Here is a 26,657-nt window from a genome sequence, read left to right as displayed (position 1 = left end):
AGACATAATAGAAAGAGGGGTTTGAAAAGGCTATGAAACAATGGCTGAGAAACGCGCGTTTAATGTCAGTGTTTGCTGTATTGGCGCTTGCTCTTTCCGGCTGTGGGAAACCATATTTATCTACCTTGGATCCAGCCGGTGAAGTTGCCAGGAAACAATATCATTTAATGATTTTGAGTACAGGCATCATGTTAATTGTAATAGCAGTAGTAGTCATTATTTATGTTACTGCACTAATTCGTTTCCGACGCAAAAAAGGAAAAGAAGATTATATTCCGAAACAAGTGGAAGGAAATCACGTATTAGAGATTATCTGGACTGTTATTCCAATCATTTTGCTACTAATTTTAGCAATTCCAGTTGTCGCAACCACCTTCAATTTAGGTGATACGAAGGCAATGGATAAAAAAGATAAAAACGGACATTCCAAAGTACTTGTTGTTAATGTGCGTGCAAATCTTTATTGGTGGGAATTTGAATATCCTGATGAAGGTATTATTACAAGCCAAACTTTAGTAATGCCAGAAAATGAGAAAGTATATTTCAACGTTAAATCTTCTGATGTAAAACACGCATTTTGGATTCCTGCGATTGGCGGGAAAATTGATGCAAACGTTGATAACGTAAATAAATTCTGGTTAGAAGTAGACAGTAAAAAAGCAAAAGAAGCAAACAATTTATTTTACGGTAAATGTGCTGAACTTTGCGGACCTTCTCATGGTTTAATGGATTTTAAAGTAAAAACAATGTCACAAGCAGATTTTGCAAGCTGGGTTGACAAAATGAAAGCAGATACAAATCCTACGCCTACAACGGCATTGGCTACTGATGGTGAAAATGTTTTCAAAAAATCATGTGCACAATGTCATGCTGTAACGCCAAATGACAAGAGACCTGCACAGGCACGTATGGCACCTAACTTAGCGACATTTGGTGAACGTGAGCGCGTTGCAGGTATTCTGGATCATAATAAAGAGAACCTAATAAAATGGATTAAAGATCCACAAGCCTATAAACCAGGTAATAAAATGCCAGCTTTCAAAGATCAGCTATCTGATCAAGATTTAGACGCATTAGCTGATTACCTAATGGGCTTAAAAGTGGAAAATCGTTAAAAGTTTTTAGGCACAAAAGGGAGGTTTAACTGTGAGTACTAAAGCTCAAAAGAAAGGTTTTGGTGCTACCATTTGGGACTACTTAACAACAGTAGACCATAAAAAGATTGCCATCCTTTATCTCATTGCGGGTGGATTGTTCTTTTTGATCGGTGGTATTGAAGCCATGATGATTCGTATCCAGCTTGCTATACCTGACAATAATTTTGTTAGTGCTGGCCTTTATAACGAAGTGCTGACCATGCACGGAACGACAATGATTTTCTTAGCCGCAATGCCATTGGTATTTGCGTTTATGAATGCTGTCATGCCACTTCAAATTGGTGCACGTGACGTTGCATTCCCATTCGTCAATTCATTAGGTTTTTGGTTCTTCTTTTTCGGGGGAGTATTCTTAAACTTATCATGGTTTTTAGGCGGAGCACCGGATGCAGGATGGACTTCTTATGCATCTTTATCCATTGATTCACCTGGTCATGGGATTGACTTTTATTCATTAGGTCTTCAGCTGTCCGGTTTTGGTACGTTAATGGGGGGAATTAACTTTCTTGTTACCATAATTAATATGCGTGCACCTGGTATGACCTATATGCGTATGCCTATGTTTACTTGGACAACATTTGTTACTTCTGCATTAATTTTATTTGCATTCCCTCCACTTACAGTTGGATTGTTCTTAATGACATTTGACCGTATGTTTGGGGCGCAGTTCTTTGATGTTGCCAGCGGAGGAAATACAATTATTTGGGAACATTTATTCTGGATCTTCGGACACCCGGAAGTATATATTTTAATTTTACCGGCATTCGGTATTTTCTCAGAAATTATTCCTGTATTTTCACGAAAAAGACTATTCGGATATTCTTCCATGGTTTTTGCAACAGTCTTAATCGGATTTTTAGGATTCATGGTATGGGCTCACCATATGTTTACAGTTGGTCTTGGGAATGTTGCAAACGCGATTTTTGCGGTAGCAACCATGACAATTGCCATCCCAACAGGTATGAAAATATTTAACTGGCTATTTACAATGTGGGGCGGAAATATTAAATTTACAACTCCAATGCTATGGTCTGCTGCATTTATTCCTTCCTTCTTAATGGGTGGGGTTACTGGAGTTATGTTAGCTGCAGCTCCAGCAGATTATCAATATCATGATACTTATTTCGTAGTTGCTCACTTTCACTACGTAATTGTTGGCGGGGTTGTATTTGCGATCATCGCTGGTACACAATTCTACTGGCCAAAAATGTTTGGAACCATGTTAAATGAAACACTAGGAAAAATTACATTCTGGACGTTCTTGATTGGTTTCCATTTAACGTTCTTTATTCAACATTTCCTTGGTTTACTAGGAATGCCACGTCGCGTTTGGAAATTCTTACCTAATCAAGGCTGGGATACAGCAAACCTTATAAGTTCAATCGGTGCTGCTTTTATGGCATTCGGTGTCATTGTAATGCTAATTAATATCGTCATTACTACTGTACAAAACAAACGTATCGGAAATGACCCTTGGGGAGATGGACGTACTCTTGAATGGGCAATCCCATCACCACCGCCATTCTATAATTTCAAACAGTTGCCACTTGTTCGCGGTGTAGATACATGGTGGATTGAAAAAATGGAAGGTAAGAAAGAGCTGACACCAGCTGAACCACTTGGTGATATACATATGCCAGATGCATCTATATTACCGGTTGTAATTTCAGGGGGATTATTTATAGCTGCTTTCGGAGCACTATATCATAGAGACCAAGGCAATACATGGGGACTTCCAGTTCTTATCATTGGAATTGCTATAGCATTATTAGGTATGTTAATTCGCTCTGTTAAGGATTATCATGGATTCCATATTCATAAAGAAGAACTTTTGGAAGATGATAAAGATAAGGGGGTTAAGGCATAATGCATGTAGAAGAACAATTCACGCCAAAAACTTGGCCTGAAGCGCCTGAAAAAGCAACCCTCGAAGCAAAAAATAAATTTTTAGGCTTTTGGCTATTCCTTGGTGGAGAAACTGTACTATTTGCTTCACTTTTCGCTACTTATATTGCCTTAAAGGATAAAGTACCTGATCCGTCAATGGCACATGCTAAAGACCTTTTTGAATTACCATTATCATTTTTAGCAACAATGTTACTATTAGTAAGCTCTATCACAAGTGTGTACGCAATGTATCACATGAAAAACTTTGCATTTAAAAAGATGCAAGCATGGTTACTAATTACGGTTCTATTAGGTGCTGGATTTCTTGGTACCGAGGTTTATGAGTTTCATCATTATGTAACCCATTTTCATCATACTTTTACAAGCAGTGCATTTGGTTCTGCATTTTATACATTAGTAGGTTTCCATGGAGGTCACGTTGCCTTTGGTCTTCTCTGGATTCTTACACTAATGCTTCGAAATTCTGGACGTGGTTTAAACCTATATAATGCACCTAAGTTCTATGTAGCAAGTTTATACTGGCATTTCATCGACGTTGTATGGGTTTTCATTTTCACTGTCGTATACTTAATGGGAATGGTGGGATAAGAATATGACGAATGAACAAGTAAAAACTGGTAACCCTCGAGTTGATTATGACTATCGTCGAAGAAAAAGTGCGGAGGAAATGAAATATCAAGTAGTTTCCTTTGCGTTAATGATTTTCTTAACATTAATCGCATTTGGAGCAGTTTACGCTGATTTTTCAAAGTGGTTTACGATTCCAATTATCTTATTACTTGCAATTGTGCAGGTAATCTTTCAACTGTATTATTTCATGCATATGAGTCATAAAGGCCATGAAGCTCCACAATTGTTTCTATTTTCAGGAGTTTTAGTTGCCTTCCTTACCATCCTAACTTTCAGTACGATTATTTGGTGGTAAGACAGAAATCCAGACTGCGGTCTGGATTTTTTGCATTAATGGAAATGTAATCAATCTGTCAATAACTAAAGTCAACACACGTTGAAGTCTCCATCCAACAAAAGTATAATGAAAGTTGAGCATTTAACTAAGTGAGGTGAGGATAATGGGAGCAATTAGTATTTTTGGTTTTCGAGCGCTGTGGAGTCCATTCTTTTTATTAACCATATTATTTATAACCGTATTGTATTTTCTAATTACAACTGTTTGGAGAAAACATTTTAAAAATAGTGAACCATTAAAGGTTAAACAAGCTACATACTTTATATTATCAATGGTTCTGTTATATGCGGTTAAGGGATCGCCGATTGATTTAATGGGCCATATTATGTTTTCTATGCACATGATTCAAATGTCGTTTCTAGTAATGATAATTGCACCATTGTTTATATTAGGCATCCCAAATTGGCTGTGGCTTTCTATTTTAGGGCTACCTGTTGTTAAACAAATATTTCGTTTTTTTACGAAGCCGGTCATTTCCGTCATCTTATTTAATGTATTCTTTTCCTTATATCACTTGCCATTTGTGTTTGATACAATTAAGAAAAGTGAGATTGAACATGGATTATATACTTTATTCTTGTTTATTTTAGCAGTATTTTTATGGTGGCCGATGATTAATAAGGTACCAGGACAAAATCAATTATCCGGTGTAAAAAAGGTTGCATATTTAATTACCAGTGCTATTCTCTTAACACCTGCTTGCGGTATTATCATATTTGCGGGTCATCCAATTTATCAAACCTATTCTGATAGCACCAGCTGGCTACAAGCAATGTCTTTATGTGTTCCTATGGATACATTGGCTAATTTAAATTTAAGCGGTCCAGAGCTTTTTTCACCACTTCCTGTATTAGAAGATCAGCAGTTGGGCGGAGTTATTATGAAAATCGTTCAAGAAATTGCGGATATTGTTATTCTTGGAAAAATCCTGTTTGAGTGGTTTAGAAAGGATCAGGAAGAAGCAGAGAAATTTACTGAAATGATGCTAGCAAATAAACCAGAACCAGTGAAGTAATTTATAGAAGACGCATGTTTCTTCTATATACATAATTTTGCTGAAAATAATTTTTGAGAGGACGAAATAATGTCATTACCTATTTTGCCAACTATAAGCACTTCTTGTATCGTTATTAGTGCAGTTTTTGTCGCTATTGGCTGGTCATTTATTAAGAAAAGAAAAACCCAGCAGCATATTAAAATGATGATAACGGCAGCAATATTTGCTCTTGTATTCTTCATTATTTATGCAACTAGAACGATATTTATCGGAAATACTTCTTTTGGTGGACCTGAAAACATTAAGATTTATTATACCATCTTTCTCATTTTCCACATTACTTTAGCAACGGTGGGGGCAGTTTTAGGTGTCATTTCTTTATGGTCAGGTTATAAAAAGAAATATCAATTTCATCGTAAATTAGGACCTTTTACAAGTAATGTTTGGTTCTTCACTGCCATTACTGGCGTCGTAGTTTATATGCTTTTATATGTCTTTTACCACGGAGGAGAAACCACCTCTATGATTAAAGCGATACTTGGAACTTAAAAAAACAGTTCAGGAAAATCCTGAACTGTTTTTTATTCTGCAAATGCTTCCACTTCTTTTTTAATGTTTGCAAGGAGTTTCTCACATTGATTCACTAAATGTGTTGGATAGACTTCATCCTCACCATATTCTACTCCATGTGGGTAATAATATTTTCCTAAAATCGGCACCATCAATTGAATTACTGCATCAAAAGTATCGACATCTCCTTCGACAGCATAACCTTGCACTCGAAGATAATAAAGACCTTCTTTTACTTGAAATTTGCGATCATAGGAAACTCGTTCATAATCCCATTGCCCTGCACGTACCATTCCATGTCTTTCCATTACATCATCTAAGCGATTTAAGTCGATTTTAAATGTCTCAAGATTTGTATTTTCGAATCTCATTTTTTTACCTCCTAATAACAGTAAAGCATTTTCAATTATTAAAATGCGCAATTAGTCTCATGTTTAATAATAGTCCAAAATTTACTAACTTGCAATGTATACATTGTGAATTATACGACAATAGATGCGAACGAATAAACTCCAAGGGGTAGGATAAGTTATAACTGTTGGAAATCGCCAACTCTTTGATAGACAATAAGGAGGATTTTTACATGACACAGGTACGGGATATTATGACGAAAGAAGTGGAGACATGTTCACTCTTAGATACGATTCATGAGGTGGCATTAAAAATGAAAGAAGAAAATGTGGGTGCCATTCCCATTATCGATAATGAACGTCTAGTGGGCATGATTACAGATCGCGATATCGTTCTTCGCTGTGTAGCTGAAAGACAACCGTTTTCATCAAAGGTAGAAGAAGTAATGAGTACCAATTTATTTACCATTACGCCTGATACTACGACACAAGAAGCTGCGAGAATGATGGCACAGCATCAAATTCGACGACTGCCAGTGGTAGAAAAAAGTAAATTGGTTGGTATAGTTGCATTAGGCGATTTTGCTGTTCGCGATTTAACGGACCACCAAGCAGGAGAAGCACTATCTCAAATATCCGAAACCACAGAAGACCAATTAAACCATTAAATGGATGTACAAAGTGAACCTCTCATAAAATTGAGAGGTTTCTTACATTATCTTTACATAACTATTGTAATCTCCTTTTCATTAAATGCTATAATGAAGGTAAGGAATGAAATATTATAAGAATTTTTAATATAGATTAAATTCATCATGGAAGGAGGAACGAATGCTGCGTACTTTTATAAAAGTATTAATTGTTTTAGCAATTATTTTTATTATTAGTTTATATTTTCATTTACGTCCGGATAATGACAGCACAATTTTGAATGGTGATAATAGTTCACATCAACCAAAGAAGGATCCGGATAATCTGATTACAAAGCAGGAAACAGGGAAAAGCTACAAACGACCAGTAAAAGGAATTTCTACATTTATTGGTAAGAAGACAAACATCCTTATAAAAACGTATGGGAGACCTTCGAGAATAGACTCTTCGGCATATGATTACGACTGGTGGATTTATAATCATAATGACAAAAAGTATTTTCAGGCAGGGGTAGAGAACGGCAAGGTAGTTACTATTTTTGCAATTGGGAATGATTTAGGGATCCAACCATTTAGAATAGGGGAAAAGGTCGAGGACATTTATAAATCTATCTTATTAAATACTGAAATCCTTGTTAATTATAATAAAGGCTATTATCGTTTTGAATTATCCGAAGAGGATTTAAATATCCGTCCATTAATTAAATTGGGAGATATCTTTGCACAGCTTTCGTTAGATAAATTCACAGGTACATTATCAAGTATCAGGTTTATGAATAAGGAAACACTTATTAAACAAAGACCGTATGAAATGGTTTATCGGGGGGAGCTTATTAAGCCAAAAGAGCCGGATGATGCACAATGGAACGTTATTGAAAAAGGCAGTGAACAACAAATTTTTGACTTAACAAACATTATTCGTGAGAGATTTAAACTAAATAAGCTCGAATGGGACAGCAATGTAGCTCAAGTAGCATACCAACATAGTGAGGATATGTTCAAAGAACAATATTTTTCGCATGAATCCCCTAAATATGGAGATCTGGCAAAAAGATTGGAAACAGCACATGTTTTTTATCAATTAGCAGGAGAAAATATTGCAGCACAATATCTGGATGGACCGGCTGCCGTCGAAGGATGGTTAAACTCTGAAGGTCACAGGAAATCCTTACTTGAAAAAGGATTTACACATCTTGGTGTAGGGGTTTATCAGAAATACTATACTCAAAACTTCATTGAGAAAAGCTGGAAATAAATATGAATCCGAGCATTATGCTCGGATTTTCCATTTCAAAAGAAAAGAAAGTTTATTGCCATATTTATTAAACATGTTTAACCTATGTCCAGCGCATTCTTCGTCCTCGACGTGTTTCTTTCTCTCGCCTATGACTACTAATTGCGAACGCCAGAATTGCGGTCTTTTCGCATTTCTTATTTTTTAATAATAAAAAAAGTTGCAGTGCAATGGGCAATTTTTTTTCCGTTTTCACAATATGCAGAGCCTTCCATTACTAATGTTTTTGTTCCTTTATGAATAACCTTAGCAATTGTCTCCATTCTTTCTCCTTTTCCAGGTGCAATAAAGTGAATCGTTAAGTTCGATGTAACAGCCCCGTACCCATCAGGGAGTAAGGTATTAGCCAATGTCCCCATCACTGTATCCAAAACAGTTGTGGTTATACCGCCGTGGACTATACCAAGGGAATTTTCGGTCAAAGAATTGATTGGGATTGTTATTTTATATTCATTATCAGCTGGAGACTTCTCCATATTTAAGATGGCAGCAATATAGGAATCATTCCATTTTTGCTTTTTTCTTTGTACTCCTAATAAAAGCTGATGAATAACTTTTAGTTCATCTTCTGTAGCAACTTCCATACATTGATCAAATAGTTCCTGTATTTTTTGTTTTTCCATTTTGCTAATCCCTCTTGTTCATTAGTTTCAACTCTTCCAATAATAGCAAAAAAAGCCTTGTATGAAAACTTTTTCACCTTTTCTATGTGTTTATCATATTTTAGTATTATAACGTGCGTATGGTTTAGAGGTGAAAATATATGGCTTCAAAAAAACTTCACCCTTCAGTAGAAAAATTTAAGTCGTTTGTAAAAGAACATCCAGGGCTTATTAAGGAAGTTAGAAAGGGTGAACATACTTGGCAGGAATTATTTGAGGATTGGTATTTATTAGGGGAAGATGACCCTCGCTGGGAAACACACCAAAGTGAAAATTCCGAAGAATCAAATTCTAAAACAAAAACAAACAAAAAAAAGACTTCTAATACGGAAAAAGGCTGGATGAGCCAAATAGGCAATGTATTGCAAAAAATGGACCCGGATCAAATGGATCATCATATTCATAATATAAGTCAAGCCATTGCTGCTATTCAAGGGGTTTTAGCACAGTTTCAAGGTACATCTTCGGGTGGAGCACAAAATCAAAATACAACATCTGAAGTAAAAAATCCATTTTCATTCAGAAAAGATTAAAAATGGAGGGTTATTATGCGTTTAGAAATAATGGAATATATTCATTCTAATAATGAATTAAAACAATTTATTCGCGAACAGCCTATTTGGTATCGCAGACTAAGCAGACATCCAGAAGAATTGGAACGTTTTGAAATCACATCTTTGCACTATTTTAAAAGAACCATTCCTCATCGTATGGAAAAATTCACGAATGGAGTCCAAATGGCCTCTATGATGATGAACATGGTTCAAGCAATGTATACTCAAAGTTAAAAAGCACATTTTAATAAATGTGTTTTTTGTTGTAAGGAATAAACATAATTTTACCCAGGGGATAATTTAAACATCAACTCGTGAACTACCTAAGCATGGTTTCCTTTATCTCAGTCGAAAGCTCCGAAATCCGTAAACCGATTTGCAATGCGCTTTTGCATTTGTTCAAAAATATTGAGTAAAATTCCTTGATTTGATGAATGATAAAATCAAGGAGTGATGAAGATGAAAAAAATGATAGTCATCGTATTATCTTTGATTATATTAAGCGGCTGCAGACAAAACATACCGAAACCCGAGACGATAAATGTTAAAGCTTCTGAAGGAAATATAGTGAGTCAAGAGAAAAAGGAGGCTACCATACGACATTTTGTAAGGGGAAATGATTTATTTGTGGAATGCTTTGTTCCATATGTGTCATTTTCTGGATTGAAAAAAGGTCAACCTGCTAAAATCAAAGTTTATGTTGACGGTGAGTTTAAGGGGGATTATAACACCGCGGCATTTATTTTAAAGGACTTAAATAGCGGTATTCATTATGTAAGAGTAGATATAGTGAAACCAAATAATAAAAGTTTGGGGCTAAGTAAGAATTTCTATATTACTATTTAATTTGTTAGTTTTATAAGTGACTACTGTTAATTTATAGCTTATCTCCTATGTTTACACTTGTTCAGGAAGGGATGAAATGCGAGAGTCAGATATATTTAATAAAATTCGCTTGCCTGATAAAAACATGGTAAAATGATGTTGGAGGTGAGCATTTTGCTTGCAACTATCGAACGATTAGAAGTAATTTCAGAAGCGGAAAGCTTAGCAAAAATGATTTTACAATCAGAAGTCGCTTTAAAATATAGAAAATCATATTTTATGCTGAAAAACGATCCTGAGACGCAAAGAAAAATTAGTGCGTTTGTTCGAATGAAGGATTTATTTGAGGATGTACAAAGGTTTGGAAGATATCATCCGGACTATAAGAATATAAATCAAAAAACTCGTGAAGCGAAAAGGGAAATGGATTTAGATGAAAATGTGGCACGATTTCGCCAAGCGGAAAATGAGCTTCAGCAAATGTTAGATGAAATTAGTGTGATTGTTGGTAAATCCGTTTCGGAGCATATTAAAGTGCCTACCGGAAATCCATTCTTTGATTCTGGATCGGCATGCTCTGGTGGCTGTGGATCTGGTGGAAGCTGCGGGTGTTCAGCGTAGTCATGTGTCTGGAGATGGAAAAGGATTCAATTATGAAATAAATAGATTATATATAGGGATACTTAGGTATTCCTATTTTCTTTATGATAAAGGAATTTATAAGTTTTGTATCACAAAATTTATTGCAAAAATTTGGTCTTTGCCTAGCTCCAACTCCTAATGGATGAGCAAGCGCTTGAACTTTTCTTTATACTTTGAAATTTGCGCGTCTTTGAAATTTTATGGTAAACTTATGTGAATGAAAATAAGGGGATTTAAGATATGCATTCAGATAGACAAGGGTTAATTATATGGTTAAATAATTTAAAGCATGCCAAGTCACTAAGGAGATTCGGCAACATTCATTTCATTTCTAAAAAAATGAAATATGTCGTTTTATATTGCGATCGTGCTGAGATTGAAATGCTGGAGGAAAAGCTTGCTTCTTTTGGTTTTGTCCGTAAGGTGGAGCAATCGTACAAACCATTTTTAAAAACAGAATTCGAGAACTCAAAGCCGGATAAGGCAAAAGAATACGATTATAAAATCGGTATATAAACAACAGGTGAATTGCATCACCTGTTGTTTTTCATTGAAGCGGTTTAATAAAATGATTCATTCTTAGAATTCCAATTAAATACTGATAATATAATTCTTTTTCGGCGAAAAGAGTAGATGGTTTTACATCTAATTGAATGATTTTTTTATTTAATTGTTCTGCTGCCTCCTGATATAAATCATATCTCTTATTTCCCATAATGTTCGGATTTGGGATTCCTTCTCGACAAATATATAATGCTTGAAAATCCCCAGGATCAGTTGGCTGAAGAATGACCACTAATGAAGTAACTTCCTTGCCATTAATCGTCGTATTAAGCGCCAATAGATGTGCTAAACGGTGCTCATTACTCTTGGCCAATTCTATTAATTCATATATATCAGAATATCCTTCCCCAAGTTCAATAAAACGTTGTATCATGTATTTCCCACACTTTCTTATACTTTTCTTTGTAATACGTATAGCGAATAAGTTTACTATTAATGTATCATTGAAATATAAAAAAGAGAAGAAACAATTTATGAAAAAAACGAGGTAAGAAAATGCGGAAAAAAAGCAGCTGGAAATTAGCTGTTATTATCTTAACAGTCATAATAACTAGCGTAATATTTTTTCAGTGGAGAAGTTATTCATCGGGACAAAACAAAGAACAATCGAAAAAAGTAGATGCGGATTTTTCTATTAAACATCAAAATAATCAACTTACAATTCAACAAACTTTTCACCATTTAGCTCCTCAAACTTATGAGGTGGCTTTCCCAGTAAAAATAAATAATTTTAAGTGTACCACAGGTTCTGGAGAAAATTGTGAATGGGTAAATTCAAATAAATCTAAGCTGAAAATGAATAGCAATACTGTGACATTTACATATAAGCTAAATGTAGAACAAAATAGCAACTTCCTTGTGTTAAACAATTGGTTTATACATTTCAAAAAGTTAAAAATGGATAAAATTAAAATACAATTATCGGATAGCGAGTTTCAAAACGGAACCTGGATTTCGGGCGGGAAAAACATTGCATTTAAACATCTTGATTTTATTGATTATTATGTTTTTGCAGGTGCAGGAAAAGTTCCTACACTAATCTGGACGAATCACAAACTTTTAAAAATGCGAGTAAATGATTGGCTTACGGTATACCATGATAAGTCCGTTAACATTCCGGTTTTTCACTTTGACAAAATATATCGATTAAAAAACCATCAGCAAATATCAGTATATTTCACAAATGATAAACCAACTAGACAATTTGGTTCTCTTATCATGTTAAATCGTAAGGATGTTTCCAAACTAGAACCGATGATTGTACAATCGTATATAAATAATGAATTTCCAGATACTGAAAAATGGCTTAGGGATATTATTGCATCCTCGATCCTGAGAAAACCGTTGGGGAGCAAAAAAACTCAAAAAATGTATGGGGAGCTTGCACAAGCTTTAAAAGACAATGAACTTGATAAATGGATGAATGAAGTAATCAATCTTAAGAAAGAAAAAATACAGGCTAACGATTTAGATTTTCTGTTACAAAAGATAATAGGGTTGCGAACTTATTTCTTTCAGGAGAATAATCATGAAACTGATCATATCCAACCTATACAATTTCTGGACCCACATGTAGTAAAAATAGATGGACAACCTATAAAAGATCTAAAAATTATCTTTCAAAATGAAAAAAGACTATACCCTCTAGAAAAAACGATACTTGCGCTTGGGTATACTATAAATTTCTCAAAAAATGGTTCCATTATTGAAGTGGAAAAACCTAATCAGCAATTTCAATTCATTAAGAATAGTCATATATTTTATTATAATAATGAAAAATACGGTGTACTTAAGGATCCGATAATGGAGCTCCATCATCAATACTATATGGAGGAAAATTGGTTAAAACAGCTATTTAATGTATCTATAGATATCCATGATAAAGAGATTGTGTTATCTAATGTACCGAATTAAAAAACCCTGCAGGAATCCTGCAGGGTCCTTCTATATCCTATGTAAAGGACAGAAGGCAAAGGGAGAGGAGAAACCGGAGGAAGAACTTATGGGGAAACGTAAGTCTTCTCCGCGGTTGGCAACAACATCTAAAATGATGTCGCTAATAAAAGTATGACCAATGGCGGTAAATTTATACATTAACTTATCCAGTCGTGTGCAACTAAAGCTTTGGGTATGTTAATCAAGGATGACAATGCATTTTAAAGCCATAATTGCCTATCCCATTTTTTGCTTTTCCATCTATACGCATTATGGTAGGATAGTAAGGAAAAAATATTAAAAAATATATTGTGGTGAATAAAATGAGGGTTATCTCAGGAAGCTGTAAAGGGAAAAGTTTAAAATCCGTCCCTGGCAACCAGACAAGACCGACAACAGACAAAGTAAAAGAAGCAATATTTAATATGATAGGTCCTTATTTTTCTGGCGGAATTGGGTTAGATTTATTTGCGGGTAGCGGTGGATTAGGGATAGAGGCAATGAGCAGAGGGCTGGACAAGGTCATTTTTGTCGACCGTGATATACAGGCCTTTCAAACAGTAAAATCAAATATTAAACTATGCGGTTTCGAGGAGCAAAGCGAAATTTTCAGGAACGATTCTGAGCGTGCGTTAAAGGCATTGATAAAGAGGCAAATATCGTTTGATGTTATTTTCTTGGATCCCCCATATAAGAAACAAAAGCTGGTTGATTTGCTACAAATGATCAGTGATGCTAAAATGCTGAGTGAAAACGGTTCCATCGTATGTGAACATAGTTCTGATTTAGAATTGCCAAATTCCATTGGAGATTTTATTTCAGTTAAAACAGCGAAATATGGGATTATTGGACTTTCTATATTTCAATTAGATACATATAAGGGAGAGGAATTAGAATGACAAGCATTGCAGTTTGTCCAGGCAGTTTTGACCCTATCACAAATGGGCATTTAGATATCATTAAGAGAGGAGCCAGGGTTTTTGATAAAGTTTATGTAGTTATCTTAAATAATTCATCCAAAAACCCGCTTTTTTCTGTGGAAGAAAGAAAACACTTAATACAAGAAGTGACAGAAAGTATTCCAAATGTCATTGTCGATTCATTTCAAGGCTTACTTGTGGACTATGCTTCAAGTGTCAAAGCAAATGCCATAATTCGTGGCTTAAGAGCCGTATCCGATTTTGAATATGAAATGCAGATTACCTCTATGAACAGAGTACTCAATGAGAAAATTGAAACCTTTTTCATCATGACCAATAATCAGTATTCATTCCTCAGTTCCAGTATTGTTAAGGAAGCAGCAAAATATAACGGCCGTATATCGGACTTAGTTCCAAAAGCGGTGGAGGATGCTCTGCATTTGAAATATCAATATCGCAAGTAAATGCTGCACATCGTGCAGCATTTCTTCTATTTATTGAAACTCCTTTTATAATACAGAATTATATACAATAACAGAGCACCTATCGTGATAAGCGGTCCATAATGTATTCCCCAACGATATATGCCCTCTAAATGATGATGTTTTAAGACGTTTAAAAATACTGGAAGATTTGTTTGCTTTTCCGGATGAAAGAACCTTAAATAGATTGGCTTCCAAATAAAATAAGTGATGGTTGCTGCAATAAATCCATGCATGATTCTCGCAATAAAAAATGGTTTAAATCGGATGTCTGTCTGAGCAAGTATACTTGCCACTTGTGCTTGAATACTAAAGCCGCTAAATCCAAGAATAAAGCTTGTAATGACTACTTGCTGTAAAAGTGTTGAATGGACAACCTCACTTAATAATTTGCTTCCTAACGTAATTTCAAACAATCCGGCAATATATGGGATACTCAATGAAGTTGGGAAATGAATCGATAATAGTAGGTTTCCGATAATACTTGCCAAGAAAGATGTAATATGAAGATGAAATAATAGCCGATTTATTACCGAGAAAAGAATAATAAATCCGCCGATCATTAATAAAGTCTGAATAGAGGAATTAACGGCATCCCCTAACAGTTTGCCGATTGGCCGTTTATCTTCCATACGTGTTTTATGTAAGGCTCTTAAGGCATCCATTATTGGAATCTTTTTCTTTTCGTTTTTTACCTTTTCTTCACGAGAATACCCATAAAATCTCATAATTAATCCAACAATAATATTACCGGCATAATGAGCTATTGCAAAAATAATCCCTAAGTCTTTGTTGTGGAAAAAACCCACTGAAACTGCCACAAAAATAAACAATGGACTTGAATAATTTGTAAAGGAAACAAGTCTCTCTGCTTCGATCTGGGATAATTGTTTTTCCTGGCGAAGCCTTGCAGTGATTTTTGCACCTGCTGGGTTTCCCGAAGCCATTCCCATTGCAAGTGCGAATCCTCCGACTCCTGGTACCCGAAATAAAGGGCGCATTAATGGTTCAAGAATTACCCCAATAAAGTTGACTACTCCAAAGCCTATTAATAATTCGGAAATAACGAAAAAGGGAAAAAGGGAAGGAAATACAACTCCCCACCAAATATTCAATCCGTCAACCGATGCTTCAGATGTTACCTTCGGAAGAACAATCATGGATATAGCCATTAATGTTGCACTTGAAGCTAAAAAGACGGTTTTTAATCTTGACTTAAACAACCTTTGTCCCTCCCAAATAAATTTCTTATATTTCCATCTTTTATATAACACCGTTGCATTTTTAAAAGTATAAGTTTCTAGCTCAGCGCCTATCAGATAGCATATTTCACTGTCTCCTCCCTGCTAGTAGGAGCATCGACTCGTCCCTCGCCGTGTTTCCTAAATCAAATGTCGAAGACTATAAAATCCTTGCGCTTGTTGCTGAGGCGCTTCCGCTTTTCTTATTACTTGTCCCCATATAAATCAATATACTCATAGTTAAATATTTTAGACCATATTATATATTAAGTTCGAAATTCAATTTTTGAGTTTCAGCAGTTCTTCTACTTGAAAGGGGAATAAAAAATGGACAAACCGAAAATTGGTTTGGCATTAGGTTCGGGAGGAGCAAGGGGGTTTGCTCACTTAGGTGTTTTGAAAATTTTGGAGGAGAATAACATCCAGATTGATTATATAGCGGGGAGTAGTATGGGAGCACTCGTTGCCTCTTTTTATAGTATGGGGCATAATATCAATCATTTAATTAAACTTTCCCTTGCTTTTAAAAGAAAATTTTATATGGATTTTACTGTGCCAAAAATGGGCTTTATCAGTGGAAATCGGATAAAAGAATTCATCAAATTATTTACACACGGTAAAAATTTAGAGGATTTAAAGATTCCAGTAGCCGTTATTGCTACTGATCTTGTGAAAGGGGAAGAGGTAATTTTTATTAGTGGATCAATTGCAGATGCTGTCAGGGCAAGCATATCTATCCCTGGTATTTTTGTTCCTGTTAAAGAAAATGGAAAAATATTAGTAGATGGTGGAGTAATAGACCGTGTCCCTGTCTCTATTGTGAGGAAAATGGGCGCAGATATTGTTATTGGAGTTGATGTTACCTTCAGTAAAAAGGAAACGGAGATTACTAATATTTATGATGTGATAATGAAAAGTATTGATATATTACATATGGAGGCGATTAATAACAAGCAGCTGGGTTCCGACATATTAATCCAGCCGGATGTTTCCCAATATAGCTCCACAGCTTTTACAAATACAGGAGAAATTATTAAGATAGGGGAAGAGGAAACAACAAAGAAAATGCCAGAGATTATGAAAGTGTTGGAACAGTGGAAGGAGAGAAACTAAAGTGAGACGTAAGCTATGGTATCCAGTTACCTTGTTCATGGTTATCTTATTACTTGCTTTATCCTTTTTTCGGTTGCCATTTTATATCGAGAAACCAGGTATGGCACATGAACTAGACTCTATTGTACAGGTCCAGGGAGGTTATCCTGAAAAAGGAAAATTGATGTTAACCACTGTCCAATTAGGTAAAGCAAACATTTACAATTATCTTTTAGCAAAGGTAAAAAAATATGATGACATTGTTCCAGTCGATGAAGTAAAGGATCAGAATCAAACGGATGAAGAATATAATGTGTATCAACTGTATTTGATGGAAAGCTCCAAACATAATGCTATTCAAATTGCATATAAAAAGGCAAATAAACCGTATCACTTTGTATACAAGGGGGTATATGTTTTAGATGTTTACCCAAAAATGCCTGCCGCAAAAGTGTTCCAACCTGGAGATAGAATAGTTAAAGTAGACAATCATACCTTTTCATCCTCCGACCAGTTTATTCAATATATTGCAAAGAAACGCGTTGGAGATGTGGTTCAAGTTGGTTATGTTCGAAATAACGAAGAAAAAACGGGGAGAATTAGATTAGCTACCTTTAAGGCTAGTGGTGGAAAGGTAGGGATGGGCATCGGCTTAGTGGATGACAGAGAGCTAATATCAAAACCGAAAGTAACTCTCAAGACAGATAGTATTGGAGGTCCATCTGCTGGATTAATGTTTAGCTTGGAGATTTATAATCAATTAACGAAGCAGGATATTACAAGAGGATACAGCATTGCAGGTACTGGTACCATTGATCCTGACGGCAAAGTTGGGAGAATTGGCGGAATTGATAAAAAGGTAGTTGCGGCTGACAAGGAAAAAGCAGATATTTTCTTTGCTCCAGATGATGAAATAACCCCAGAAATGAAAAAAGCTATGCCAAATATAAAAACGAATTATCAAGAAGCATTACTCGCAGCTAAAGATATTGGAACAAAAATGAAAATTGTGCCGGTAAAATCTTTTGATGACGCCTTAACTTATCTGCAAAAGCTGCCGCAAAAAAACAGGTGAAAACGTGATCACCTGTTTTTTCATACCTGTATCGGTGGTTGAGAAAATTCCATTTTCAGAAGATGCTGCCTTGCAGGCTCTTTTAAGGCTAGGGCATAAACCTTGGATGCCTTGATATCTAATTGTAATGCCTCATTTTGGAAAGAAGAGAGCTTCGAAATAATAGGCAGGGATATATTTTTCTTATTTTCGTTTAAATAGATTCTTCCATTTTCGGTCATCCCAAGAAGGCGAATATATTCCGGATATTTACATTCATTTTTCATATCCGTCTTTTTGGTGTTCGTTAATATATGTACACACATCCTTTGAATTCTCGTCCATGTGTATCTTTTTGTTTTCACATTATTCATAAAATCATAGAAGCTTACTGATTTCTCGGCAGCTTTTAATAGCCGGTATTCGATCCCTTCTTCCACTTCATAAAATTCTGCAATTTCTTCATGTGTTAATGTAAGCAGCTTGAATTGTAAATATGGCCAGTACAGTTCCCATTGATGGAGGATTCCAAAAGTTTCTTGGTAATGGGAAATCTCGTTATAGGTTGCTGTAGGTATATATTGTTGAATCTTTGTTGTATCATTATCATCGAATATAGCTTTTCGAATAGCGGTAGCACTTGCAATCGTCGACGATGAAAACTCTTCATCATGGTAATTTGCGTTTTTTCTGGAAATAGTTAAGGCTTCCATCTTTGAATGTATATTGTTACGAGCTTTAACATATTGATATCCTAGTATATTGTTTGGTTTGGAAAGATCTAGATACTTCGCACCAAGTCCTAAGTCTTGGAAGCTTTTAGATAATGCAGAAGGGTAGCTATTTCCGGCTTGCATATATTTTTTTATATTGTCATTATACTGCTTTTTATTTATTTCTAAGATGTCAATAGTTCTTGAAAATGTATCAATCTCACCAGACTCACTTCCAAAACAAAAGCTTTGGCAGCCTAGGGCGTTTAAAAGATATACAGAGCCCAATGCAAAGATTTCCGCTTGTTGAACAGCAAACTTATAGGGAAGTTCAACAACCAGATCAATCCCTGATAGCAAAGCCATTTTTGTTCTTGCCCATTTGGAAACAATGGCAGGCTCTCCTCGCTGCAAAAAGTTTCCGCTCATTACCGCAATTACAATATCTGCATTTGAAGTTTCCTTCGATTGGGTAAAATGATATAAATGCCCGTTGTGAAATGGATTGTATTCAACGATAATTCCCGTGCTTTTCATAAATTCCTCCATGCTTATAGTGTAAAGATTGTTTTCTTATAGATGGTTAGTGTGAATGAAATATTGGTATATATTAAAGTTAATTTTATTTTATCATTAGTCTTGACAAAAACTTTAAATAATTTGCTTTTTATGGCATGTGTTTGCATTTTCTGCAAAACAGTATACAATACTATGGATAGATCTTACATAAAATTTCAAGTATGAACAAACGAATTATTTGAAGTTTTCCGTCTAGCTACAGCGCCTATCTGCTAGTGGATTTCTCTGTCTCTTACTTACGATAAGTCAATATCAGGTGAAAATGGTAGTTCAATTTTCAATAGCTCGTGAACTACCTCAGCACAGTTTCCTTTAGCTCGAGGTGAGTGACTAAGAAATCCATACGCCGATGGGCAAGGCGCTTTTGATTTTGTAAAGATAAAATATTGACAAAAGGTATGAGGAAAGCTATAATTACCTTTGTTGCCTTGGGGTGATTTACGTGAAATGGTCTACAATTCAGTTGCAAAAATATCGCGGCAAGAACATCGAATTAGATGAAATGATAGATGTTTCCGAGGATCTCATGAAAAGGGATCCACAGGTTCGTAACGCTTCTCCGATACATGTTACAGGTATTGCGAATGTTACATCTGAAAAAGTAACTTTTCAGCTTCATATAACGGGAACTCTGATCTTGCCTTGTTCAAGGACACTAAAAGATGTTCCATATCCAATCGATGTTGAATCTACTGAAGTTTTTTTACTGAAGCCTGAACAAACATTTGAAGATGATGAGGCTGAAGTTCACCAGCCTAGCGGTGAAATGATTGATTTGAAACCGATTATCACCGAATTACTTCTATTGGAAATTCCCATGCAAGTATTTAGTGAGGAAGCAAGTGATGATTCTAATCTTCCTTCCGGGAATGACTGGGAAGTAGTGATAGAAAACCAAGACAAACCTATTGAAGGCAAGGAACATGAGAAGATTGATCCTCGTCTTGCCGAATTAGCGAAATTCTTTGATAAAGAAGAATCTTGAAAAATGGAAGAACCAGCATTACTGGATCTTATATCAACAGTGATCTCTTTAAGGAGGTGGGAAGAATGGCTGTACCTTTTAGAAGAACATCCAAAACAGCAAAAAGAAAACGCCGTACACACTTTAAATTACAAGTACCTGGCATGGTTGAATGTCCAAGTTGTGGTGAAATGAAACTTGCTCACCGCGTATGTAAAGCGTGTGGAACATATAAAGGCAAGGATGTAGTAAACAACTAATTATTGTCATGTTTTTCGCTGAAAGTTATATCAGAATCTTTCAGTTGTAAAATATTACGAAAAAAAGGTGAAGAGACCATGGCTCTTCACCTTTTTTTTTGTTGCTTAGGAATTTATAACATTTCACATTGTGGATACCTCTTCGTTTTCTGCACCCATAGGATAAGCGGATTACTACTTCTCTTCCCTGCATCAGATGAAATTAGCACTTCAAATTTCACTCATTAGTTCGCCTTTGAGCAAGCGCCATGTACATTAGTTCATGACTAGTAAATTAGGATTGAAATGTTTGAAAATTTTATTCTTAAAATGTGAACTCAAGAATAGTCTATCTTTTCTATCAGTTGCATATTATGAATTAAGAAATCTTCCTATAGTAGTAGTATAATGCATGTCATTTTCAAGTTGCCTCTTAATGATTCAATGAATGTAGAAAATCCAAACCTACTTTGGGGAGTATATGTCATTAGCAATACTGTCTAATAAAGGAAATAGTAGGGGTTAAGTAATAGTGCCAATAAGTTGTTTTATTTCCTATTTGACAGTTAAAGCGATAATAAAAAAAGCTGGGAGGGGATTAGGTGTCTTCTACTCGACAGGATGCTTGGTCACATGATGAAGATTTATTATTAGCAGAGGTGGTCTTAAGACATATTCGTGAAGGAAGTACACAACTACAGGCGTTTGAAGAAGTTGGAAAGCAAATGAATCGCACCGCTGCGGCTTGTGGCTTTCGATGGAACTCATATGTCCGAAAACAATATAAATCCGGTATAGAATTAGCAAAGAAACAAAGAAAAGAAAGAAAGAGCAAATCAAGTGATCACCATGAAGAGCCAGCACAAATACCTCGCGTTGAAGTGGATAATACAAAATTGGATTTTGTGTCTAATTTAACGTTAAATGATGTAATTAAATATCTAGAAAATTTACAAGTATCTTATGATCAGGCTCAAAGGGATAAAGAAAGCTTAAGTAATGAGTTAAAGGAACTTCATAGTAAAATGGACCAATTGCAGCAAATGTATGAAGATCAGAAGAAAGAGTACAGTGAGTTGGAAAGGGATTACTCCTCTATGCTAGCAATTATGGAAAAGGCTAGACAGATGGCGCTCAAATAACGGTGAACAATGATGAGTCCCTACAAAAAACAAACAGCTGATTAGCTGTTTGTTTTTTGTAGGCTCACACCTTCAGGACACCATACTAAAGGATTTTGTCCTAAGTCTCTATTCATATCATAGTCTACAGTTTGGAAACCCATCTTTTCCCAAAATTCCTTTGATTTCATTCTCGAATTCGTCTTAATTGGAAGCCCGAAGCTTTTAGCAAAGTCAACAAGCGCTTTGCCAAAGCCTTTAAATTGATAGTTTGGCAATACTTCTAATTTCCATAATTCAAAATATGTTTGCTGTGGGTTAAAATAAAGATCATATTTTGCATCTTTTTGATAAAGACTCATGCGGGCAACAAGTTTGTCAGCAAAATAAATTCCATAGAATGGTGATTCCGAGTTATCTTCTATAATGTTTTCTTGGAGGTCTTCAAGCATAGATAATTCTTGGATACCATACTCTTTAAATTTTTTAAATTCTTCTAGTGTTTTATAGTTAACTTTTAATCTTTCTATTTTCACGGCTTCTTCCTCCTTTGTCATTAATGTTAAACGGCTGCAATTACAATGGTTAATCAGAAGAATAATGTAATGTTTGTATTTATGTATATTATATATTAATTATATACTAAAAGATGAAATTTTTCCGTTTTAAGTTTAGAAAGCGTTTGCAAAAAAGGAAGGAAAAAATAATTTTTTGTAGAAATTTATACATGTGATGTTATTTTGTTGGTTTTAAAACAAAATGAAAAGCACTTCATTCCGTTACAGAAGTACAATGAGATTTATTGAAAGGGGTTTTGCTATGAATAAGATTTTAATAGCAAATCGCGGAGAAATTGCATCTCGCATAATAAGAACTTGTAAGCAAATGGGGATTGAAACAGTAGCGATATATTCGGATGCGGATACTGACCTTCCATATGTGAAGGAAGCAGATAAGGCATTCTGTATTGGGGCGCCGCAGGTAAATAAATCCTACTTAAACATGGATTTAATTATCGATATCGCTTTAAAGGAAGGAGTTCAGGGAATACATCCCGGTTATGGATTACTATCCGAAAACAGTGTATTTGCACAAAAAGTAAGGGATAACGGAATAAAGTTTATTGGTCCAAACCCTAAGACAGTTGAAGAAATGGGCGATAAAATAAGTGCACGAAAAATAATGATTGCAGCGGGTGTTCCTGTTGTTCCAGGCAGTGTGAATGGATTGCAGAATATGGAGGAAGCTATAGCTTTTGCTGCTAGTATTGGTTATCCTGTTATGCTTAAAGCAAGCGGTGGTGGTGGCGGAATTGGAATGATTCGCTGTGAAAATGAGCAAGCGCTCAATCAACATTTCGAATCCACTAAAAATCGCGCAAAGGCTTACTTCGGATCAGATGGAGTATTTATCGAAAAATGCATCGACAACGCACGCCATATTGAGGTTCAAATCTTCGCGGATCAGCATGGCCAAGTAATTCACTTATTTGAACGAAACTGTTCCGTCCAGCGTAGAAATCAAAAGGTAATCGAAGAAGCAGGATCCCCTAAAGTTTCAAACGAAACAAAGGCAAAAATGTATGAAGCGGCGATAAAAGCAGCTAAGGCTGTTCATTATGAAAATGCGGGTACAGTAGAGTTTATTGTAGATGAGGAAGAAAACTTCTACTTTTTAGAAATGAATACACGCCTGCAAGTAGAGCACCCTGTAACGGAAATGGTTACAAACCTTGATTTAGTGAAGTGGCAAATTGACGTTGCACGTGGTGAAAAGCTTCCATTAACACAAAATGAAATAATGCATAACGGCCACGCAATCGAATTGAGAATTTATGCGGAAGATCCTAAAACATTTTATCCTTCACCTGGTACGATGACAACTCTTTTATGGGGAATTGAGGATGGAGTTAGAATTGACGGGGGATATGCCGAAGGATTAAAGATAACACCGTTTTATGATCCGATGATTGCTAAGTGTATTATCTATTCCGAAACAAGAGAAGATTGCATACAAAAAGCACAAAGGTTTTTACGGGAAACAAAAATTGAAGGCATTAAAACAAATATTCCTTTTATACAGGAAGTATTAAATAGTGAAGTGTTTCAAAATGGGTATTATTTTACTAACATCAGCGATAAATTAAAATCTATTAATCATTAAAAATTGGAGGAAAAAGACATGAAGGAAGTTTATGCATCAATGGCAGGTACAGTTTTAAATATATTTGTAAACAACGGTGATGATGTTACGGAAGGTCAAACAGTCATTATGCTGGAATCCATGAAAATGGAGATTCCGATGGATGCTGAAGTTGCTGGTAAAGTATCTGAGGTAAAGGTAAGCATTGGGGATTTTGTAAATGAAGGAGACGTATTACTAACATTAGAATAAGCATGATGGTTGAGGGGAGATGGAAACGATGACGAAAACTGCAGATTATTCATTGTCAGCATGGAAGGAAAAGATTAGTGCAGGCGGTCCTGAAAAATATCATGAAAAGTTAAAGAGCCAAAATAAGCTTTTTGTAAGGGATCGACTAGTAAGATTGTTTGATAATGGTGAATACGAAGAGGACGGTCTCTTTGCAAATTGCCAAGCGGAAGATTTACCAGCAGATGGGGTTGTAACAGCAATTGGGGCCATTAATGGTCAAACGGTATGTGTAATGGCAAATGATTCAACAGTAAAGGCAGGATCGTGGGGAGCCAGAACAGTTGAGAAAATCATTCGTATTCAAGAAACAGCAGAAAAGTTAAAAGTCCCGCTATTGTACTTAGTTGATTCCGCTGGTGCGCGCATTACCGATCAATTAGAAATGTTTCCGAACCGACGAGGTGCAGGGAGAATTTTTTACAATCAAGTAAAATTATCCGGAATGATACCTCAAATATGTTTATTGTTCGGACCTTCCGCCGCGGGTGGTGCCTACATTCCAGCATTTTGCGACATTGTCATTATGGTAGATAAAAATGCATCGATGTATCTAGGATCTCCGAGGATGGCGGAAAAGGTTATTGGGGAAAAGGTATCACTGGAGGAGATGGGCGGTGCGAGAATGCATTGTTCTGTCAGTGGTTGTGGAGATATGCTGGTACAATCAGAAGAGGAAGCAATTGATGCAGCACGCAAGTACTTAGGATACTTTCCTAAGAATTATACTGTGAAGCCAGGTTTGGTGGAAGCCGTCCAGCCTAAGACTGGCAGAAGTGTAGAAGAAATTATTCCGAAACACCAAAATGCTCCGTTTGATATGTATGAATGCATCGATTCACTGATTGATGAAGGTAGCTTTTTCGAAATTAAAAAGTTATTCGCACCAGAGCTAATTACAGGGTTAGCACGAATCGGTGGAAGAGCGGTAGGGATCATTGCAAATCAGCCTAAAGTGAAGGGCGGGGTTCTTTTTGTAGATTCTGCGGATAAAGCGGCTAAGTTTATCCAGCTGTGTGATGCCTTCCATATACCTCTGTTGTTTTTAGCGGATGTTCCGGGATTTATGATTGGTACAAAGGTGGAAAGAGCGGGGATTATTCGCCACGGTGCGAAATTAATTGCAGCAATGAGCTCTGCAACCGTTCCGAAAATTTCCGTTATTGTTCGGAAAGCATATGGTGCAGGACTTTACGCTATGGCTGGTCCGGCATTTGAACCAGATTGCTGTATTGCCTTGCCGACTGCACAAATAGCTGTTATGGGACCAGAGGCTGCTGTTAATGCAGTCTACTCTAATAAAATTCAGGCAATCGAAGACCCTAAAGAGAGAATAGCTTATGTTCAAGAAAAGCAGAAGGAATATCAGGAAACGATTGATATTTATAAGCTTGCCTCTGAATTGATTGTTGATGAAATTGTTGCTCCGAATGATTTGAGAAAAGTATTGATTAATCGATTCCATCTCTATGAAACAAAAGAATTAACCTTTAGTACACGTAAACACCCGGTATATCCTGTGTAATGTAAGCATGGAAATTAAAAGACCAAGTCTATGATTTGGTCTTTTGTTTGTCTTTAACGGACACTGGTTCCGCTATGTGTGACAAAATGAGTTAATTACTGAGTTTGGCGGACAGAGGGTCCCTTATTTGGTAAAAAACAGTGATTTCGTGGTGTTTTTTCCTAAATAACGGATCCTCTGTCTGGCTTACCCTTCAATGAAAGCTATTTTTTGAAAATAACGGATTCAGTGTCCGATAATTTTTTATACTTGCATTTCTTTTTTTCACACTATTATTATAATTTGTTACAATAGTATAAAAATGTAGTAAATTGAGGGATTTGAATGAAAATTGCGATTATCGGTGCGGGATCCATTGGACTTTTATTTGGCGGATATTTAGGGAAGAAAAATACGATTACGATGATGGTTAGAAATAAGGAGCAATCATATCATCTTGCAACAGAAGGAATTACTGTTGTCAAAGAAGATGTAAACTTCACAACTGCTGTAAATACACATGTACTTGGGGATACCTTAGGCGACATGGATTTAGTCATTGTAGCCGTCAAACAATATCATCTTTCCGGTATCAAACCGATTTTGAATAGCTTAAAACGCAATATTCCATTATTATTTTTGCAAAATGGAATGGGACATATTGAAATGTTGCAAGAACTGAATAGCGAAACGATATTAGTAGGATCGGTAGAGCATGGCGCTTTAAAAATAAATGAAAATACAGTTAAGCATAATGGAATTGGACAAACCAATTTTGCCTTATTTAGAGGGGAATATTCAAATGCAGAATCGCTAGTTTCTGAGGAAATACCGTCTTTTCCGTTTTCCTATCATCTTCATTGGGAGGAAGTGTTGGTTAAAAAGCTGATGATTAATGCGATTATTAATCCTTTAACAGCCGTTCTAAAAGTACAAAATGGACAGCTTATAACAAACTCCTACTTTTATACTTTATTAAAAGAATATTTCTATGAGCTACATTCCGTTTTTTCTTTTATGGACAAGCAATTAGTTTTCAATGAAATAATGAAAGTTTGCCGAAATACTAGTGAAAATAAGTCTTCCATGCTAAATGATATTCTACATAATCGACAAACCGAAATTGATGCCATTCTAGGCTATATCATAGGTAGGGCAAAATCAGAAAAAATCCAAGTGCCAATTACACGTACATTGTTTCAAATGGTGAAGGGAATGGAAGGAGGAAGCGGAGAATAGA

31 protein-coding genes are annotated in these 26,657 nt (G+C 35.7%); 25 read left to right on the top strand and 6 right to left on the bottom strand.

The genetic code is table 11. The features are described from left to right. The first annotated feature begins 32 nt into the window (after positions 1–32). The 6 genes from coxB to AN964_RS15400 all read left to right on the top strand — a co-directional run bounded on the left by coxB (position 33) and on the right by AN964_RS15400 (position 5,578). Entirely contained in the window at positions 33–1,115 is a 1,083-nt protein-coding gene (coxB, locus tag AN964_RS15425) for a cytochrome c oxidase subunit II (protein WP_055740540.1), read from the top strand. A gap of 31 nt (positions 1,116–1,146) precedes the next feature. Beyond that, positions 1,147–3,024, top strand: coding sequence for a cytochrome c oxidase subunit I (ctaD, locus tag AN964_RS15420; RefSeq protein WP_055740539.1), 1,878 nt, complete (start codon positions 1,147–1,149; stop codon positions 3,022–3,024). Next, positions 3,024–3,653: a cytochrome (ubi)quinol oxidase subunit III gene (locus tag AN964_RS15415; RefSeq protein WP_055740538.1), complete on the top strand. Its 630-nt coding sequence runs from the start codon at positions 3,024–3,026 to the stop codon at positions 3,651–3,653. Before ctaD ends, AN964_RS15415 begins: the two co-directional genes overlap by 1 nt. Positions 3,654–3,657: 4 nt before the next feature. Continuing rightward, a complete protein-coding gene (gene ctaF, locus AN964_RS15410) occupies positions 3,658–3,990 on the top strand; it encodes a cytochrome c oxidase subunit IVB (RefSeq protein ID WP_055740537.1) in 333 nt (110 codons plus the stop codon). A gap of 145 nt (positions 3,991–4,135) precedes the next feature. Beyond that, on the top strand, positions 4,136–5,047 hold the full coding sequence (gene ctaG, locus AN964_RS15405) for a cytochrome c oxidase assembly factor CtaG (protein WP_055740536.1): 912 nt from the start codon (positions 4,136–4,138) through the stop codon (positions 5,045–5,047). A gap of 69 nt (positions 5,048–5,116) precedes the next feature. Beyond that, positions 5,117–5,578 (top strand): DUF420 domain-containing protein, encoded by a 462-nt coding sequence (locus AN964_RS15400; RefSeq protein ID WP_055740535.1) that lies wholly within the window; start codon positions 5,117–5,119, stop codon positions 5,576–5,578. A gap of 32 nt (positions 5,579–5,610) precedes the next feature. On the opposite strand, the gene AN964_RS15395 is transcribed toward AN964_RS15400, so the two are convergent. Next, positions 5,611–5,970 carry a YugN family protein gene (locus AN964_RS15395; protein ID WP_055740534.1) on the bottom strand — a complete coding sequence of 120 codons (360 nt, stop codon included), beginning with the start codon at positions 5,968–5,970 and terminating at the stop codon, positions 5,611–5,613. A 212-nt stretch (positions 5,971–6,182) separates the two neighbouring features. Between AN964_RS15395 and AN964_RS15390 the strand changes: the two genes are divergently transcribed. Both AN964_RS15390 and AN964_RS15385 read left to right on the top strand, forming a co-directional pair. Further along, entirely contained in the window at positions 6,183–6,617 is a 435-nt protein-coding gene (locus tag AN964_RS15390) for a CBS domain-containing protein (RefSeq protein WP_055740533.1), read from the top strand. Positions 6,618–6,783: 166 nt separating this feature from the next. Beyond that, positions 6,784–7,854, top strand: a complete 1,071-nt coding sequence (locus AN964_RS15385; protein ID WP_437177118.1) for a CAP domain-containing protein — start codon at positions 6,784–6,786, stop codon at positions 7,852–7,854. A 176-nt stretch (positions 7,855–8,030) separates the two neighbouring features. Here AN964_RS15385 and AN964_RS15380 read toward each other — a convergent pair whose 3' ends face one another. After that, positions 8,031–8,516, bottom strand: a complete 486-nt coding sequence (locus AN964_RS15380) for a PaaI family thioesterase (RefSeq protein ID WP_055740532.1) — start codon at positions 8,514–8,516, stop codon at positions 8,031–8,033. Positions 8,517–8,656: 140 nt separating this feature from the next. On the opposite strand from AN964_RS15380, the gene AN964_RS15375 reads away from it, so the two are divergent. The 5 genes from AN964_RS15375 (at position 8,657) to AN964_RS15355 (ending at position 11,092) form a co-directional block, all read left to right on the top strand. After that, positions 8,657–9,088 carry a YlbD family protein gene (locus AN964_RS15375; protein ID WP_055740531.1) on the top strand — a complete coding sequence of 144 codons (432 nt, stop codon included), beginning with the start codon at positions 8,657–8,659 and terminating at the stop codon, positions 9,086–9,088. A 15-nt stretch (positions 9,089–9,103) separates the two neighbouring features. Next, on the top strand, positions 9,104–9,343 hold the full coding sequence (locus AN964_RS15370; protein WP_055740530.1) for a YlbE-like family protein: 240 nt from the start codon (positions 9,104–9,106) through the stop codon (positions 9,341–9,343). A gap of 225 nt (positions 9,344–9,568) precedes the next feature. Next, positions 9,569–9,955 carry a hypothetical protein gene (locus tag AN964_RS15365; RefSeq protein WP_055740529.1) on the top strand — a complete coding sequence of 129 codons (387 nt, stop codon included), beginning with the start codon at positions 9,569–9,571 and terminating at the stop codon, positions 9,953–9,955. 153 nt (positions 9,956–10,108) lie between these two features. After that, complete coding sequence (locus tag AN964_RS15360) at positions 10,109–10,555, top strand: YlbF/YmcA family competence regulator (RefSeq protein ID WP_055740528.1); 447 nt, start codon at positions 10,109–10,111, stop codon at positions 10,553–10,555. A 261-nt stretch (positions 10,556–10,816) separates the two neighbouring features. Beyond that, a complete protein-coding gene (locus AN964_RS15355) occupies positions 10,817–11,092 on the top strand; it encodes a YlbG family protein (protein WP_055740527.1) in 276 nt (91 codons plus the stop codon). Between the two features lie 31 nt (positions 11,093–11,123). Here the strand turns inward: AN964_RS15355 and AN964_RS15350 are convergent, their stop codons facing one another. Further along, positions 11,124–11,513, bottom strand: coding sequence for a DUF7147 family protein (locus tag AN964_RS15350; protein ID WP_055740526.1), 390 nt, complete (start codon positions 11,511–11,513; stop codon positions 11,124–11,126). A 122-nt stretch (positions 11,514–11,635) separates the two neighbouring features. Between AN964_RS15350 and AN964_RS15345 the strand changes: the two genes are divergently transcribed. From AN964_RS15345 to coaD, 3 genes are all read left to right on the top strand, one after another. Then, a complete protein-coding gene (locus AN964_RS15345) occupies positions 11,636–13,054 on the top strand; it encodes a hypothetical protein (protein WP_055740525.1) in 1,419 nt (472 codons plus the stop codon). 344 nt (positions 13,055–13,398) lie between these two features. Next, positions 13,399–13,974: a 16S rRNA (guanine(966)-N(2))-methyltransferase RsmD gene (gene rsmD, locus AN964_RS15340; protein ID WP_055740524.1), complete on the top strand. Its 576-nt coding sequence runs from the start codon at positions 13,399–13,401 to the stop codon at positions 13,972–13,974. After that, complete coding sequence (gene coaD / locus AN964_RS15335; protein ID WP_055740523.1) at positions 13,971–14,459, top strand: pantetheine-phosphate adenylyltransferase; 489 nt, start codon at positions 13,971–13,973, stop codon at positions 14,457–14,459. The genes rsmD and coaD overlap by 4 nt, the downstream gene beginning before the upstream one ends. A 26-nt stretch (positions 14,460–14,485) precedes the next feature. On the opposite strand, the gene ylbJ is transcribed toward coaD, so the two are convergent. Next, positions 14,486–15,700 (bottom strand): sporulation integral membrane protein YlbJ, encoded by a 1,215-nt coding sequence (ylbJ, locus tag AN964_RS15330; RefSeq protein ID WP_055740522.1) that lies wholly within the window; start codon positions 15,698–15,700, stop codon positions 14,486–14,488. Positions 15,701–16,045: 345 nt separating this feature from the next. On the opposite strand from ylbJ, the gene AN964_RS15325 reads away from it, so the two are divergent. Continuing rightward, positions 16,046–16,831, top strand: coding sequence for a patatin-like phospholipase family protein (locus AN964_RS15325; RefSeq protein WP_055740521.1), 786 nt, complete (start codon positions 16,046–16,048; stop codon positions 16,829–16,831). Position 16,832: 1 nt separating this feature from the next. Further along, positions 16,833–17,885 (top strand): SepM family pheromone-processing serine protease, encoded by a 1,053-nt coding sequence (locus AN964_RS15320; protein ID WP_280513064.1) that lies wholly within the window; start codon positions 16,833–16,835, stop codon positions 17,883–17,885. Positions 17,886–17,905: 20 nt separating this feature from the next. Here the strand turns inward: AN964_RS15320 and AN964_RS15315 are convergent, their stop codons facing one another. Next, on the bottom strand, positions 17,906–19,114 hold the full coding sequence (locus tag AN964_RS15315) for a nucleotidyltransferase (RefSeq protein WP_055740520.1): 1,209 nt from the start codon (positions 19,112–19,114) through the stop codon (positions 17,906–17,908). A gap of 484 nt (positions 19,115–19,598) precedes the next feature. Between AN964_RS15315 and AN964_RS15310 the strand changes: the two genes are divergently transcribed. The 3 genes from AN964_RS15310 to AN964_RS15300 all read left to right on the top strand — a co-directional run bounded on the left by AN964_RS15310 (position 19,599) and on the right by AN964_RS15300 (position 21,501). Next, entirely contained in the window at positions 19,599–20,141 is a 543-nt protein-coding gene (locus AN964_RS15310) for a YceD family protein (protein ID WP_055740519.1), read from the top strand. A gap of 65 nt (positions 20,142–20,206) precedes the next feature. Then, positions 20,207–20,380, top strand: coding sequence for a 50S ribosomal protein L32 (rpmF, locus tag AN964_RS15305; RefSeq protein ID WP_055740518.1), 174 nt, complete (start codon positions 20,207–20,209; stop codon positions 20,378–20,380). Between the two features lie 581 nt (positions 20,381–20,961). Further along, the gene (locus AN964_RS15300; protein ID WP_055740517.1) at positions 20,962–21,501 is read left to right on the top strand and encodes an RsfA family transcriptional regulator; all 540 of its coding nucleotides are present in this window, start codon (positions 20,962–20,964) and stop codon (positions 21,499–21,501) included. A 41-nt stretch (positions 21,502–21,542) separates the two neighbouring features. On the opposite strand, the gene AN964_RS15295 is transcribed toward AN964_RS15300, so the two are convergent. Then, positions 21,543–22,037, bottom strand: coding sequence for an N-acetyltransferase (locus tag AN964_RS15295; RefSeq protein ID WP_055740516.1), 495 nt, complete (start codon positions 22,035–22,037; stop codon positions 21,543–21,545). A 262-nt stretch (positions 22,038–22,299) separates the two neighbouring features. Here AN964_RS15295 and AN964_RS15290 point away from each other — a divergent pair, with 262 nt between their 5' ends. The 4 genes from AN964_RS15290 (at position 22,300) to AN964_RS15275 (ending at position 26,656) form a co-directional block, all read left to right on the top strand. Then, positions 22,300–23,643 (top strand): acetyl-CoA carboxylase biotin carboxylase subunit, encoded by a 1,344-nt coding sequence (locus AN964_RS15290; protein ID WP_055740515.1) that lies wholly within the window; start codon positions 22,300–22,302, stop codon positions 23,641–23,643. Between the two features lie 18 nt (positions 23,644–23,661). Next, positions 23,662–23,874, top strand: a complete 213-nt coding sequence (locus AN964_RS15285; RefSeq protein WP_055740514.1) for an acetyl-CoA carboxylase biotin carboxyl carrier protein subunit — start codon at positions 23,662–23,664, stop codon at positions 23,872–23,874. A 28-nt stretch (positions 23,875–23,902) separates the two neighbouring features. Beyond that, positions 23,903–25,438: an acyl-CoA carboxylase subunit beta gene (locus AN964_RS15280; RefSeq protein WP_152982391.1), complete on the top strand. Its 1,536-nt coding sequence runs from the start codon at positions 23,903–23,905 to the stop codon at positions 25,436–25,438. Between the two features lie 324 nt (positions 25,439–25,762). After that, positions 25,763–26,656: a 2-dehydropantoate 2-reductase gene (locus AN964_RS15275; RefSeq protein WP_055740512.1), complete on the top strand. Its 894-nt coding sequence runs from the start codon at positions 25,763–25,765 to the stop codon at positions 26,654–26,656. Position 26,657: the final 1 nt, after the last annotated feature.

The organism is Heyndrickxia shackletonii (assembly GCF_001420715.1).
GTDB lineage: Bacteria > Bacillota > Bacilli > Bacillales > Bacillaceae_C > Margalitia > Margalitia shackletonii.
The sequence above is the reverse complement of the archived record's forward strand: the minus strand, read 5'-3'. Positions and strand labels throughout refer to the sequence as shown.